The 15334-nt window shown below is 55.1% G+C and carries 10 protein-coding genes and 1 tRNA gene; 9 read left to right on the top strand and 2 right to left on the bottom strand.

Features of this window, described 5'->3' with window-relative positions; all coding sequences use genetic code 11:
* Positions 1 to 1169: 1169 nt before the first annotated feature.
* The 4 genes from ACZM8Y_RS03375 to ACZM8Y_RS03360 all read left to right on the top strand — a co-directional run bounded on the left by ACZM8Y_RS03375 (position 1170) and on the right by ACZM8Y_RS03360 (position 5563).
* The gene (locus ACZM8Y_RS03375; protein WP_482333267.1) at positions 1170 to 1649 is read left to right on the top strand and encodes a MucR family transcriptional regulator; all 480 of its coding nucleotides are present in this window, start codon (positions 1170 to 1172) and stop codon (positions 1647 to 1649) included.
* 402 nt (positions 1650 to 2051) lie between these two features.
* Positions 2052 to 2939 (top strand): acetamidase/formamidase family protein, encoded by an 888-nt coding sequence (locus ACZM8Y_RS03370; RefSeq protein WP_482333270.1) that lies wholly within the window; start codon positions 2052 to 2054, stop codon positions 2937 to 2939.
* 278 nt (positions 2940 to 3217) lie between these two features.
* A complete protein-coding gene (locus tag ACZM8Y_RS03365; protein WP_308771767.1) occupies positions 3218 to 4585 on the top strand; it encodes an APC family permease in 1368 nt (455 codons plus the stop codon).
* A 90-nt stretch (positions 4586 to 4675) separates the two neighbouring features.
* Positions 4676 to 5563, top strand: coding sequence for an acetamidase/formamidase family protein (locus tag ACZM8Y_RS03360; protein ID WP_482333272.1), 888 nt, complete (start codon positions 4676 to 4678; stop codon positions 5561 to 5563).
* 666 nt (positions 5564 to 6229) lie between these two features.
* Here the strand turns inward: ACZM8Y_RS03360 and ACZM8Y_RS03355 are convergent.
* A complete protein-coding gene (locus ACZM8Y_RS03355) occupies positions 6230 to 6463 on the bottom strand; it encodes a hypothetical protein (protein ID WP_487480123.1) in 234 nt (77 codons plus the stop codon).
* 629 nt (positions 6464 to 7092) lie between these two features.
* Between ACZM8Y_RS03355 and ACZM8Y_RS03350 the strand changes: the two genes are divergently transcribed.
* The 5 genes from ACZM8Y_RS03350 (at position 7093) to ACZM8Y_RS03330 (ending at position 14123) form a co-directional block, all read left to right on the top strand.
* Positions 7093 to 8073, top strand: coding sequence for an asparaginase (locus ACZM8Y_RS03350; RefSeq protein WP_479859315.1), 981 nt, complete (start codon positions 7093 to 7095; stop codon positions 8071 to 8073).
* Positions 8074 to 8366: 293 nt separating this feature from the next.
* Entirely contained in the window at positions 8367 to 9503 is a 1137-nt protein-coding gene (locus ACZM8Y_RS03345) for an efflux RND transporter periplasmic adaptor subunit (protein ID WP_337431982.1), read from the top strand.
* A 211-nt stretch (positions 9504 to 9714) separates the two neighbouring features.
* Entirely contained in the window at positions 9715 to 9963 is a 249-nt protein-coding gene (locus ACZM8Y_RS03340; protein ID WP_489501575.1) for a hypothetical protein, read from the top strand.
* A gap of 15 nt (positions 9964 to 9978) precedes the next feature.
* The gene (locus ACZM8Y_RS03335; protein WP_482333275.1) at positions 9979 to 13110 is read left to right on the top strand and encodes an efflux RND transporter permease subunit; all 3132 of its coding nucleotides are present in this window, start codon (positions 9979 to 9981) and stop codon (positions 13108 to 13110) included.
* Positions 13111 to 13673: 563 nt separating this feature from the next.
* Positions 13674 to 14123, top strand: coding sequence for a universal stress protein (locus ACZM8Y_RS03330; RefSeq protein ID WP_479859576.1), 450 nt, complete (start codon positions 13674 to 13676; stop codon positions 14121 to 14123).
* Positions 14124 to 15122: 999 nt separating this feature from the next.
* Here ACZM8Y_RS03330 and ACZM8Y_RS03325 read toward each other — a convergent pair.
* A tRNA-Pro gene (locus ACZM8Y_RS03325) sits at positions 15123 to 15199 on the bottom strand.
* Positions 15200 to 15334 lie beyond the last annotated feature (135 nt).

Here is a 15334-nt window from a genome sequence, read left to right as displayed (position 1 = left end):
CCCCTTCCCGTAACCTCCCCTCTCTCCCTCTTCGTGCCCCGTCGCTTCCAATGCAATGCCTTTAAGAAACCCCTGCCGTGGGGCGTGATATCCTTCCTTAACGCATGACAGGCATACCGTTTTTTCTATGCTTTCCCGCTTGGCAGACCCTACGATCATGGGCTTTTGGGACTGTCACTTGGAACTTCAACATGAAGCCGTGCCATAGGAAACGGTTGATGCTTTCTTTAAATCCCAATGGAATAACTAAAAATCCCCCAACCATAGTGTCCATCGGCAGAAAGTTGAATAAAAAGTCTATACTTGTAGTGTATTATGGAGATAAAATAACCAGATACTCTTACAGGACCAAAAAGCTCTATCGTTTGCTGCTGCACAGCTTTTAAGATGCGCTGCGAAAGCAAAGACGCGTTCCTCAGAGGCGCTCCTCTAGGCTGAGAACCTTTCGTTTTTACGCTTCAGCAGGTGGAAAACTACGGCTATCAGAACTGTCGGAGAACTGGAGGAAAGAGATTGGAGGGATATTCCACATAATTGTTCTCTGGTAGTGGGATAACAAGTAGCTCTGTTATGAGATGGAAATTGTAATATGAAAACTGTAATGAGGATACTGTTGATAAAAATAAGTATGGAATAAAAAGTTTTTTACCAAAAAGTTTTTATTATGCGATATATTTTAAAAAATATGAAATATCGAACTAATCGGTATGCTCTCTGTTTGTAACGACTATATTGGGTTTACTAAAATTTAGTTGAATAATGGAAGGGTATTGACGTAGAAAAAAGGTAATCTTTTCTCTGATAAGAAGGCTACGGAATATAAGCCGTTATGGTTGCATGTAAGATGGATTATTTTTTTTCATTATATTTTAGATCATATTTTTGAATGTAACACGGCGTTTTTTATTATGAAAAGCGTCTGATAAACCCCTTGGGCAACTATGTATTTTTCCTATATGATGAAAATCAAGTAAAAATCTAAAAGTATTCTCAAGGGAATTGGCTTGTATATCGGGCAATTTTCTGAAAGATATAGATAGCCTCTCTGTATGTTCAAGTAGATTTCGTTTATGGAAAAAATTTATTCCTCTGGGAGAGGGTATATACAGCGGTACAAAAATGGCTTAGGTATGACCCGCACAATGTTATTACGTTTTACAGGAGTTGATATGATGATCAGCGATGCCGAACTTCTTAAGCTCGTTATGGATAGATACCCCGAACAGCCGGTTCCGTTTCTTATTGAGCAATTTACACTCATGAAGGCTGGCCTTATACAGGCCAATAACAAGCTCGCGGGCATGGATTCCGAGGCGCTCTCCGAATCGTTGTGTTGTGAGGAAGAAGTTCAGAAGGAAAAAAACGATTCCGAGCCCAGCGCTCCCAAGAAAAAATACACTCGCCGCAATCTTGTGGTGAAGCCGGAAGAAGCCATTTCTGAACAGGAAATCGCTTGCTGCATTTGCGGCAAGACCTTCCAAAATTTGACCACCAAGCATATTCAGAGCCACGATTTGACTGTGGAAGAATATAAGAAGCTGTGCGGCTATGGCCCAGAGCAAAAATTGATCAGCAGCAAGCTGCTTAATAAGCTTCAGGCGAATGTCTTGAAGGCTCAGCAGGCCCGTGAAAAGAAAAAGGCGGAATAGTACCTGAGCCCAGCGACACAACGGGCCGTCTACCATAAAGGAGACGGCCCGTTGGCGTTTGGGGAGGGCTTTCTTGCCTTTCCTATGGACGGCTTTTGTGAATCCGGGATTGCGTTGCTAGGGTACGCCCATATCAGAGGGGACGTCTTGTAGGCCGCCACTGTGCGGCTTATAAGCCCATGAAAGCCGCGGGGGATTGGCCAGTAATTTGTTACCGATTCGTATTATATGATCAGACAAGGGAAGCCTGAGAATACTATTTTGATATAATATGTTGAATTTAATTGTTATTTATACAATGACAAACGGATTTAAAAAGTCTAAGATGCGCGCATCTTATTGTAAGCGAAGATTCAAAACCTGCTCGATTGCCGCGAACAGGCTTTTGCCAAGGAGGGTATTATGACGGAACTCACTCGATACGTATATGCCTTTGATAAGGCGAATGAGCCCATTGCACGCGCTAAGGATGGGGATGAATTCTCATTCCGTACATTGGATTGTTACTCCGGCCAGGTTTGTACGGAAGAAGACATTGTAGGCGAATCGTTCAATTTCTCGCGTACCAATCCGGCGACGGGGCCGCTCTATGTGGAAGGGGCCATGCCCGGCGACGTGCTTGTTGTGGACGTGTTGTCCATTGAAGTGGCTGATAAGGGGGCCGTCACCACCATCCCGAATATCGGCCCGCTGTATGGCCGCTGCGTGGATCGTACCCGTATCCTGCCCGTTAAGGACGGCAAAACGGAACTCGGCGGCCTGAGCATTCCGGTCAATCCCATGATCGGCGTCATGGGCGTTGCCCCGGCCGGGGAGCCCATTGCCTGCGGCTATGCGGGAAAGCATGGCGGCAACATGGACTCCAAGAAGCTGACCGCAGGCAGCCGGGTGTACCTGCCCGTACAGGTTGAAGGCGCACTGCTTCAGATGGGCGACATCCATGCCGTCATGGGCGACTGCGAACTGTGCGGCACGGGGCTTGAAATCGGCGGGGTCATCACCGTCCGCGTGAGCGTGCTCAAGGGCCGCAAGCTTGATTGGCCCGTCATTGAAACGGCCGATGCCTGGCATGTCGTGAGCGCCCGCAAGGACTATACCTCCGCGCTGATCGACGCCTCCGCGCAGATGCAGGAGCTTGTCTGCGCCGCCTACGGCCTCGATCCCACGGATACCTACCTGTACCTGTCCCTTGAGGGCGACGTGTGCATCAATCAGGGATGCCAGCCTTGCCCTGTGGAAATCGTACTCCGCATTTCCGTGCCCAAGCGTGCCGATAAGCCGCTGCTGTAGAAACTGGGGAGGGGGACGTGAGCCCTCCTCCCGTAACGGCCTTCCTTTTCTCGTATGGAAGGGAAAGGGACAACCTCCAGCTTTCCGAAAGGGGAAAGCGGAGAGAAAACGAGAGGGAACGGCCTTACCCGAAAGGGCGGGCCGTTTTGTATAAGGGAAGCGGGGTATGCCCCTGTGCTTCTGGAGGGAAGCCCGTCCGGGGAGGGAGTCCGCGGGCGGACGCTTCGGCGTGTTTGTTTCGTGCCGCAAGCGTTGAGTCAATATTTGTGGAGGTTACAATGGCTGAAGAAAAAGGGTCCGTAGAACAATTCGGGTACAGGCAGGAACTGCACCGTACCCTGAGCCTGTGGGATTTGACCGTGTACGGCTTGCTGTTCATGGTCATCATCGCCCCGCACAGTATTTTCGGATACGTGAACCGGGATGCTCAGGGCATGGCGCCTCTCGTGTATCTGGTCGGCTTCTGCGCCATGTTCTTTACGGCGCTGTCCTACGTCCAGATGGCGAAACGGTTCCCCATCGCCGGGAGCGTGTACTCGTACGTACAGCGTGGCGTGAACCCGCATGTGGGGTTCCTCGCCGGGTGGCTCATCCTGCTCGATTATGTTTTTGTCCCCAGCCTGCTGTACATCTTTGTCGGCAACTGGTGCCAGAGCCTCATCCCGCAAATTCCGGGCTGGGTCTGGATCCTCATGTTCATCGCCGTGAACACGGCCATCAACATAAAAGGCATTGAGACCACGGCCCGCGTGGATATGTTTTTCTTTGTCGTTGAAATCGGCATCGTCCTGATCATTGTGATCGGCGGCCTCAAGTATGTGCTCGGCGGCGGAGGGGCCGGGGAACTGACCATGACGCCCATCTATCAGGCGGACAAGGTCAACCTGGCCTTCATTGCTACGGCCTGCACCATTGCGGCCTTGAACTTCACCGGCTTTGACGGGATCAGCACTTTGGCCGAAGAAGTTTCCGAGCCAGAGAAGAACGTGGGCCGCGCCATCCTGATCGCGCTGGTCGTCATCGGCACGGTGTTCTTCCTCCAGACCTACATCGTCTGCCTCATGGAGCCCGACTACAACAAGTACAATGCCTCCACCGCCCTGTTCGACGCCTGCGCCGTCGCCATCGGCGACTGGTTCCGCATCATACTGCTGGTGGTGAATATCCTTGCCGTGGGCATCGCCAATACCCTGAACGCACAGGCCGCGTGCAGCCGGGTGCTGTTTTCCATGGGCCGCGACAGGCTGCTGCCCGGCGTTCTCGCCAAGGTGCACCCCAAGTTCCGCACGCCGTATGTCGCCATTCTGCTTATCGGCGTAGTGTCGCTGGCCTGCACCATCATCTTCACCGACGAACAGCTCACCAAGCTCGTCAACTTCGGCGCGATCAGCTCCTTTATGATGCTGAACCTCTCGGTAATCTGGTTCTTCTTTGTGAAGGAACAGCGCCGCAGCGGTATGGATCTCGTGAACTACCTCGTCTACCCTCTGGCCGGTACGCTTATCCTGCTGTACGTCTGGAGCGGCTTTGACCACCTGACCCAGATCCTCGGCTTCAGTTGGCTTGCTGTGGGCATTGTCTTTGGCTACATCAAGTCCAAGGGCTACAAGGAAGTTCCCGACGCCTTCAAGAAGAGCATGATGTAACCGTTTCCGTTCTCGGAACGCTTGATTGGGCCGCCGGACGGGTTTTTCCGCCGGCGGCTTCCGCTTCCGGGGCGTCTTTCAGGAGAATCTATGCGTATTCGTCGTGAGCGTCATATCTACAGTATGGGCGTTTCCGAACCCGTCGCAACGGTGGCGGCACCCTGTTCGTTGACAGTGGAGACCTGCGACTGTTTCAACGGGCAGGTGACGGAGGATGGGCAGTCGAAAGCCCGGCTCAACTTTTCGCACGTGAACCCGGCCACCGGCCCCATCGTGGTGGAAGGGGCGGAACCCGGTGACGTGCTCTGCGTGCATATCCGGGCCATCCGTCCCGGTAAAACCGGGGCGCTCATGACCGCGCCGGGCGCTGGGGCCCTGCCGAATCGGGTGAAGGGGGACACGCGCATCTGCCCCATAGCCGATGGGCATTTCACGTTTAAAGGCGTGGAGCTCCCCCTGAACCCCATGATTGGGGTCATCGGCGTGGCTCCTGCCGGCGAGGCGGTGCCTTGCGGCACGCCGGGCGATCACGGCGGCAACATGGATACCATCGGCATCCGTGAGGGCGCGATCCTGCGTCTGCCCGTTTTCGTGGAGGGCGCGTATCTTGCCCTTGGGGATTTGCATGCGGCAATGGGCGACGGGGAAGTCTCCGTAACGGGCCTTGAGGTTTTCGGCGAGGTGGATCTCGATCTTTCGCTGGAGAAAGGCGCATCCCTGCCCTGTCCGCTGCTGCACGACGGCGATGAGGTTTCTTTCCTCGCCAGTGCCGAGTCTGTGGACGGGGCGATCCATGCTTCGACGGGTTGCATGCACGATTTTCTTCTTGCCAAGACGTCTCTCAGTGCGGACGAGGCCCTCATGCTCATGAGCCTCTGCGGTCATGCCCGCATTTCCCAGATTGTCGATCCCCTCAAGACCGCCCGTTTCGCCATGCCCGTATCGGTGTTGGCCAAGTTTGGGGTTGTGGTGGAGTAGGGGATGTGAAGATTGGGGAGGGGGAGGAAGAACCTTTCTGAAGAAAGGCTTCTTCCTCCCCCTCCCCAAACCCCACCCCCACCATCTCCCAAGACTTTTGTAAACGGCTTGGCGGCGGGTGGGGTGGCATGGCCGGAGCGTGCCCATATGGAGGATGGCACCCCCACGTGCATGAGGAAGGCTCCATGATCGCGTCAACGCGTTCCTGTCCCGTAATGACACCCCCACATGCGTGGGGAAGACCGGTTGGAGGCCGGAGCGTGTCTGTATGGAGGATGGGGTGCGGGGCGGGGTTGTTTGTTGGGTGCGCTGGCGGAGAAAAGCATCTCAGGAATGTGTGGAAAGGTTTTCTGACGTGTTCCGTTTTCTCAGCGCGTTTTTTGAAGGCTGTGTCATAGAAAACGGTTGATGCTTTACTTCCTTGAAATTCCAAAGAAATAACCAATAAAATCCCCCAATTACAGACCCCTCCAGCGGAAAATTGGAGAAAAAGCATATATTTTTCAATATATTGTTGAAACAAAACAACCGTGTACTATGACAGAGCCTTTTTGAAAGGCTATGTTATAGAAAATAGTTGATGCTTTTTCCTTGAAACTCAAAAGGGATAACCGGAAAAATGCCTTAACCGTGGATTCCACCAAGGGGAAAACTGGGAAAAAAGCTCTACTTTTCACCGCACTGTGGAGATGAAACAAACACATACTTACAGAGCCTTTTGAAAAGCCCCATTATAGCCGCTTGTTGATGTGATGTTACAGCAGGTGAGAGCGTATTGGGTTTTTCTGGGGGGATTGTTGGTGAACCCCACGGCAAAAAGTTTGGCTGTGCCGTAGGAAGCGGTTGATGCCTTATTTCTTGAAATTCCAAAGGAATAACCAATAAAATAGGCTGCGCCATAGAAAATGGCTGATGTCTTTTTCCTTGAAGTTCCAAGGGAATAACCAACAAAATGCCTCAGCCATGAAGCCCGCCAAGGGGAAAGTTGGAGAAAAAGTCTGTATTTTTACCATATTGTGGAGATAAGGCAGACACATGCCATGACAGGGCCAAAATATTCCGCAGCGGTCACCTTGAATTATATGAAATAAAAACAGCAAGTTTTATCATGGTGGAGCCTCTTGGAAAGGCTGTGCTATAGAAAATGGTTGATGCTTTTTTCCTTGAAGCTCCAAAGGGATAACCGGAAAATGCCTTAACCGTGGATCCCGCCAAGTGGAAAACTGGAAAAAAGCTGCATTTTTTACCGCACTGTGGAGATGAAACAACCACATACATAACAAAGCCTTTGGAAAAGGGACTCTGTTGTTTTGAATGGGACAAGATCTGTTGGCGGAGGGGAGGCATTTGGCGGAAAGCCTGCGCGTGGCGTATGCCTGATTCCCATGCCCGCGTCCGGGGCCTCCCCATCGGTCAAAAGTCTTTGGGGAAGGAGGGAGGAGGTTTGGAGGAGGGAGGAAGGACCTTTCTCCAGAAAGGGCCTTCCTCCCTCCTCCAAGTATCTTTTTCCGCCTTCAAGGAAGAGCGACATGGACAATAAAAAAGTAATCGTACTGACGACGGGCGGAACCATCGCCATGAAGCTTGATCCGGCGCACGGCATCGTGCCCGCGGTGAGCGGCGAGGATCTGGTGGCTTCCGTCCCGGGGCTGCGCGAGGCGTGCCCCATTGAGGTCATGGAGTTTTCCAATATCCCAAGCCCGCACATGACGCCGAAACGGATGTTTGAACTCGGCAACAAGGTGGAGGAACTGCTCCGCCATGAGGACATTCTGGGCGTCGTGATCACGCACGGCACGGATACGCTGGAGGAAACCGCCTATCTGCTGGATCTCGTGCACAACAGCGAAAAGCCGGTCTGCCTGACCGGAGCCATGCGATCGGCGGCGGAGATCAGCCCGGATGGGCCTGCGAACCTGCTCTGCGCCGTACGCACGGCGGCGAGTCCCGAAGCCCGCGGGAAAGGCGTGCTTGTGGTCATGAATGAGGAAATCCACGCCGCACGCGAGGTCGTGAAATCCCACTCCGCGAACACGGAAACCTTCGTGTCGCCGTTTTGGGGGCCGCTCGGCTATGTGGACCCCGACCGCGTGGTCTTCCGCCGCAACACGCTCGGCAGGCAATCCATCCGTCCGCCGGAGCTGGTGGAGGACGTGCATTTGATCAAGCTGGCGAGCGGCTCGGATTCGCTGCTGATCGATTTTCTGGTGGAGCGGAACGTCAGAGGGATCGTACTTGAGGGCTTCGGCCGGGGCAACGTGCCGCCGGCCGTGCTGCCGGGCATCCGCCGCGCCGTGGAAAGAGGGATTCCGGTGGTCATCACCACGCGGACTATAGCCGGGCGCGTGCTGGACGTGTACGGCTACGAGGGCGGGGCCAAAACCGTGCTGGAGGCCGGGGGGATTCTCGGCGGCGAAACCAGCGGGCCCAAGGCCCGGCTCAAGCTGATGCTGGCCCTTGGTGTGGCGTCGAGCCGTGACGGGTTGGCGGTGTTTTTCGACACGCCGTGATCGATTTCATGAAAAAGACAAACAGGCAGGCTAAAGATGGCGCGGGGCGATTCCGCGCCGTCTTTTTTTGCGGTATGGATCGGGAAGCAAACGGAGCGCAATGGCCATGAGCCGCTTCCCTGTGGCCCTCCAGATGAAAAAAAGTCTCACATTTTTTTGGAACCCCCCGGATTGTGGGCTTTTTCATTGCGGCGTCTCTTGCTACACTACCTCCGTCCCTATGAGAAACGGGATCCCAGAGAACCCCGTAACCTGCCGCGCCGCATACCGGCAGGATGCCGAGGAGCCTTTTCATGAGCTACCCGAGAGCCCTGGCAAGGGCCGTTCTGTGTATGCTGTTGTCTATGATGCTGTTGGCCTGTGAGGAGGGGGGCAAGGGCGCCCCCGGTGCCTCCGGGCCGCGTGAAGTCGTCGTCATCAAACTGGAACCCCGGCGGGAAGTCTATACGACGGCCCTCGCCGGGCGCATCGCGTCGTTTCAGGTGGCGGAAGTCAGGCCGCAGGTCGGCGGCATCCTCCAGCAGCGTTTGTTTACCGAGGGCGCGGACGTGAAGGCGGGGCAGGCCCTGTATCAGATCGATCCCGCTACGTATGAGGCCGCTTTGGACAGCGCGCAGGCCGCGCTCATGAAGTCCGAAGCCAACGTCACCCCGGCGCGGCTGAAGGCGGAGCGTTTCCGTGAGCTGCTGGCGATCAAGGCGGTGAGCAAGCAGGAGTACGACGACGCGCAGGCCGCATTCAAGCAGGCCGAGGCGGATGTGGCGGTGAACCGTGCCGCCGTGAAGACCGCCCGCATCAATTTGGAATATACGAAAGTCCGTTCCCCCATTTCAGGGCGTATCGGCAAGTCGGCGTTTACGCCCGGCGCGCTGGTGACCGCTAATCAGGCGCAGGCGCTGACCTCCGTGCGCCAGCTTGACCCGGTGTATGTGGATATCACCCAGTCCAGCCAGGATTTGCTGCGGCTGCGCGCCCAGTTCACCAACGGGGAGCTGCGTTCCGTCGCCGAGGAAGCGCCTGTCCGCCTGAAGCTCGAAAACGGTGCCATGTATCCGCATGAGGGCCGCCTGCAGTTCACGGACGTCAGCGTGGACGAAAGCACTGGCATGGTATCCCTGCGCGCCCTGTTCCCCAATCCCGAACATATTTTGTTGCCCGGCATGTACGTGCGCGCGGTCATCACCGAAGGCGTGGATGAAAACGCCTTGCTGGTTCCGCAGCGGGCGCTGCGGCGCGACCCGAAGGGGCAGGCTTCCGTGCTCCTTGTGGACGGCGGCGGCAAGGCGGAAGTCCGGCTTGTCGACGTGGGCCGTACCGTGGGCGATTCGTGGCAGGTACTTTCCGGCTTGAATCCCGGAGATCTCGTTATCGTTGAAGGCGGGCAGAATGTCCGCCCCGGCATGAGCGTGAAAATCAGGAGCGAAGGATAGCGGGGGAGGCGGAAGGCGCCGGGAAAGGGCGCGCCGCCCATCCATGCGTTTCTGGGCTTCCAGAGGGCCGGCAAAGCTCTCTTTCCGTGCGCCTTCCCGCCGTTGGCGGCTTTGGGGCAGCCAACATCCGCCCGGCGATACGGGAAATATCCCGCCGGGGGCCTTTCCCGGCGTTTTCCCCAGCGGGCGTTTCCGTATTGCCGGGGATGAAATGCCCCTTACGGAAAAGGGAAGGCTCTGGCAGCGTTTGGGACGCATCCGTTTTTTCAGGGGCTTTGCCGTAGCTTTGGGCTGGCGCGGTTTTACCGCGATTGATTTTATTGTTTTTTTGAAGGCGGTTGGTGGTGGCCCCCATGACGGGAACATTTTCCCTGCCGATGCCTTTATCTGTCATGGAAGGCAATGCCAACCTCGTGCTGCGGCAGAGGCTTTTAGGAAAGCCCCATACATAACCATATAACTTCATAGAGAACTTATGGCACGTTTTTTTATAGACCGTCCGGTGTTCGCGTGGGTTATCGCCATCCTCATCATGATGGCGGGGGGGATTTCGATATTCCGCCTGCCCGTGGAACAGTATCCGCGCATCGCGCCCCCGGTCGTCACCATTACGGCGAAATATTCCGGGGCCTCGGCCCAGACGCTTGAAGATACGGTCGCACAGGTTATCGAGCAAAAACTGAACGGCATCGACGGGCTGCTGTATATCAATTCCACCAGCGACGCTGCCGGTCAGGTTTCCATCCGGCTTACCTTCGATCCCGATACCAATCCCGACGTGGCGCAGATGCAGGTGCAGAACAAGCTCCAGCTCGCCACCTCGTCCCTGCCGGAAGAAGTGACGCGGCAGGGCCTCACCGTAACCAAGGTGGCAGACAGCTTCCTCCAGATGTACGCGTTCGTATCGTCCGACGATTCCATGAGCGCGGCGGATCTGTGCGACTTCGTGGGCTCCACCATCCTTGACCCCCTGAGCCGTGTGGACGGCGTGGGCGAAGTGTCCCTGTTCGGCGCGCCCTATGCCATGCGCATCTGGCTCAACCCCTCGAAGCTCCTTTCGTACAGCCTGACGCCGTCCGACGTGATCAATGCGGTGAAGGAACAGAACAAGCAGGTTTCGCTTGGGGAAGTCGGCGGCAAGCCCATTCTGGAAGGGCAGCAGATGAACGTCACCATCAAGGCGCAGAAACAGCTTACGTCCGTTCCGGAGTTCGAGCGTATCCTGCTGCGCGTCAATCCCGACGGTTCCGCCGTGCGCCTCCGGGACGTGGCCCGTGTGGAACTGGGGCAGGAAAGCTATACGTCTTCGGCCCGCTACAACGGCAAGCCCGCGGCGGGCCTGGGCATCAAGCTGGCCTCGGACGCCAACGCCTTGAACACGTCGAATGCGGTGGCGGCCTTCCTTGAGGATATGCGCCCCTATTTCCCGCATGGCGTGGAAGTGGTGTCGCCCTACGATACCGTGCCGTTCATCAAGATTTCCATCATTGAAGTGGTCAAGACCCTGCTTGAGGCCATCGTGCTGGTGTTCGTGGTCATCTACCTGTTCCTCCAGAACTTCCGGGCCACAATCATCCCCTCGCTGGCGGTTCCCGTGGTTCTGCTCGGCACGTTCGGCGTTATGGCGGCGTTCGGCTTCAGCATCAACACGCTGACGATGTTCGGCATGGTGCTGGCCATCGGCCTGCTTGTGGACGATGCCATCGTCGTGGTCGAAAACGTGGCCCGCGTCATGGAGGAGGACGGGCTGTCCCCGCGCGAGGCCACCATCAAGACGATGGGGCAGATCACCGGCGCGCTCATCGGCGTGGCGGCGGTGCTGTCCGCCGTGTTCGTGCCGATGGCCTTTTTCGGCGGCACCGTCGGCGCCATCTACCGCCAGTTCTCGCTGACCATCGTGTCGGCCATGATCCTTTCCGTCGTCGTGGCGGTGGTGCTGACGCCCGTATTGTGCTCCAGCTTTCTGAAACCCGGCCACATGGCCTCGCAGCACGGCTTTTTCGGCTGGTTCAACCGGAGCTTCGACCGGGCGACCATGTCCTACCGGGGGGCCGTCGGCAGGATCATCAAGGTCGGCGGCAGGATGATGGCCATATACTTGGCCATGCTCGTGTGCGCGGGCTGGATCTTGTGGCGTATGCCCACATCGTTCCTGCCCAACGAGGATCAGGGCATCCTGACCGTGGAAATCCAGCTCGGCCCGGGATCGACGGAAACGGAAACCTTGAAGATCGTCAAACAGATAGAACGCCATTTCCTTGAAAATGAAAAGGAAAACGTACAAGGCATGATGCTGACCCTCGGACGCGCATCGGGCGGCAAAGGGCAGAGCTCGGCGCAGGGGAACATCCGTCTCCGCGACTGGAGTGAGCGCAAAGACCCGGAACGGCGCGCGCAGGCCATTATCGACCGGGCGAATCAGGCTTTTTCTTCAATCATCAATGCCCGGATATTCGTATCCGCGCCCCCGGCGATCCGTTCGCTCGGCAACGCCACCGGTTTTGACTTTGAATTGCAGGATCAGGCGGGGCTTGGGCATGAAGCCCTCATCGCGGCGCGGGATCAGTTGATGGATCTGGCGCGGCGCAGCCCTCTGCTGCGGAACGTCCGGACGTTCGGGCAGGACGACAGCCCACAGTTGGAAGTCGTCATCGATCAGGAAAAGGCCGGGGCGTTCGGGCTGTCCCTCGACGCCATCAACACGGATCTTTCCGCCGCGTGGGGCGGGAAGTACGTCAACGACTTCGTGGATCGCAGCCGCGTCAAAAAGGTGTATGTACAGGCCGATGCGCCGTTCCGCATGAAGCCCGAAGATTTCAATAGGTGGTATTTCCGCAACGATAACGGCGAGATGGTGCCGTTCACGTCCATCGGCGAGGCCCGCTGGACGTATGGGCCCATGCAGCTTGAGCGCTATAACGGCGTGTCCGCCGTGCGGATACAGGGCCGTGCCGCCGCCGGGATGAGTTCGGGTACGGCCATGTTGGAGATGGAGCGGCTGATGGGGGAACTTCCCGAAGGCATCGGCTACCAGTGGACGGGGATGTCCTTTCAGGAGCGCCTTTCCGGTTCGCAGGCGCCGTTCCTCTATGCCTTGTCCATCTTGGTGGTGTTCCTCTGCCTCGCCGCGCTGTACGAAAGCTGGAGCATTCCGTTGTCGGTCATTCTGGTAGTGCCCCTCGGCGTGCTTGGGGCTGTGGCGGCGACCAGTGCGCGCGGCTTGGCCAACGACGTATATTTCCAGATCGGCCTGTTGGCGACCATAGGGCTCGCGGCAAAGAACGCCATTCTGATCGTGGAGTTCGCGCGGGAGCTGTTCCAGCAGGGCGCAAGCCTCGCGGACGCCGCGATGGAGGCGGCCCGGCTGCGCCTGCGGCCCATCCTCATGACGTCCTTGGCCTTCCTCATCGGCGTATTGCCGCTGGCGATAAGCACTGGGGCGGGTTCGGGAAGCCAGAACGCCATCGGCACCGGCGTTATGGGCGGAACGTTCGCGGCAACGGCTCTTGGGATTTTCTTTGTGCCGGTCTTTTTCGTCTTGGTCTTCCGCCTGTTCAACCGGAAGGCACGGGAAGGCCGGGGAACCGCCGATCCGAAGAAGCGTTAGGGCCGGGGATGGGTATGGTTCCGCAGGAACCTGCGCCGGGAAATTGCGGGTGGGGTTGATGGGGCTACCCCCTGAAAAGGGAAAATGTCTCTCTCTCTCTCTCTCTCTCTCTCTCTCTCTCTCCGGCGGTATTGCGGGGGGAAGGCTTTCTTTCGGAAGCGTTTCCCCCCGCAAAGCCTCCCCGCCCGTCCGCGGCTTATGAGCTTGGGAAAATCCGGGCCATTCGCGTTTTCAATGCAGCTTGTATTCAATTATACGAAATTGAAAATGAATTTTTAGAAAAGGCTCTGTCATAGTACATGGTTGCTTTATTTTAGTAATATGCTAAAATATATACTTTTTTTCAGGTTTTTCCACTGATGGGCTCTGTGATTGGGGGATTTTATTGGTTATTTCTTTGGAATGTTAAGGAAATAAAGCATTAACCGTTTTCTATGACACAGCCTTAGAAAATCATTGCAAAGGTGAATGCCTTGAAAATCCGTCCGGCTTGACTTTGACGCAACGGGAGGTACTATAGAGATAATCCTGTATTGTCCAACCCGTTACGCTGGAGGCTTCTCATGGAACTGAAGAAGATCCTTTGTGCAGTTGACCCGAAGGACAGCGTCAATCCCGCCGTGGAGTACGCGAAGATGCTCTCGGAGCTTTCAGGGGCTTCGGTTTCGGTCATTTATGTCGTCTCGTCGCGTTCGGCATATGAGAATCTACAGGTTCCCGTAGAGGACATCGCCAAGGGCATGCGGAGCATCTGGTCCCGGGCTAGGGGGGATATGGACGCCTTTGTGGAGAAGCGGTTCCCCGGCATGGACGTCAACGGGCTCATCTATGAAGGGCGCCCCGCCGAGAAGATTGTGGAAATCGCCAAGGAACTCGGCGCAGACATGATCGTCATGGGGACACACGCCCGCGAAGGGTTGGATCGGTTGTTCTTCGGTTCCGTAGCCAATGAGGTGGTGAAGTCCGCCAAGTGCCCCGTGATGACTATCCGGCCTCCCAAGAAGTCCGGGTAGGCCGCTTCAAAAGGCATCGTCAGCAAGAGAGGATCTGAGAGGATTCTCTCTTTTTGTATGAAGCCCCGCCGGATGGGACCTTTTTGCCAAAAAAATTGGCTGTGCCATAGGAAAAGGTTGATGTTTTCTTGGAATTACAAAGGAATAACCAATAACCAGTGAAGTGCCCCAATCATGAACCCATCAGCGAAAACAGGAGAAAGAGCCAGTATTTTCAGCATATTTTAGGTTATATCATTGTATTACATATAATTATTTGAAATTATTTAAATAATATTTTGTAGTTTAAAAATAAATAATTTTAATATGTTATAATTAATTAACGACACGACCTAGATATAAAACAACCGCATAATGATGGGGGCAAAAAATTAAGGCTCTGTTATAGGATGTGGTTGTTTCATCTCCACAGTGCGGTGAAAAATACGGCCTTTTTTCCAGTTTTTCCCTTGGCGGGATCCACGGCTAAGGCATTTTTCCGGTTATCCCTTTGGAGTTTTAAGGGAAAAGCATTAATTATTTTCTATGGCTGTGTCATAGAAAACGGTTGACGCTTTATCTCTTGAAATTCCAAAGAGATAACCAATAAAATCCCCCAGTCATGGAGCCTTCCAGCGGAAAAATGGAGAAAAAGCATATATTTTTCAGCATATTGCCGAGACAAAACAACCATGTGCCATGACAGAGCCTTTTCCATAACACTGCCAAAATGAAATGTTCGGTAGGGGAGAATACGATACTTTTCCGTTTATCCCGTTTGGGGCGTTTTCTCCAAGGTCCTGTCGTTAGGATGTGGTTGTCTCATCCCCACAGTATGGTGAAAATACGGCCTTTTTCTCCGGTTTTTTTGTCGGCGGGCCCCATGCCTGAGGCATTTTGGATCATTCTTTTGGAACTTCAAGAAAACATCAGCCAGTCCCTATGATAGGGATTTCTCCAAAAACGAGAAAAGGGAACCAACTTTCGTTGATTCCCTTGGGGTTATTCTCTTTGAAGTGCTGGTCGGGATGAAAGGATTTGAACCTTCGACCCCTTGAACCCCATTCAAGTGCGCTCCCAGACTGCGCTACATCCCGACACGCAGATGGAGATACCTTTCTCATGCCCCGCTGTCAACAACTTTTTGCGGGAAGTGTAAACTTTTTCTGGCTCCGGGACGCTTTGTTATTTGTTTCAATATTTATTTCAACGGATTAAATGCTGCTCCGCAT

Source organism: Bilophila sp., assembly GCF_057864385.1.
Note: the sequence above shows the minus strand (reverse complement) of the source record. Positions and strands in the feature narration are given on the sequence as shown.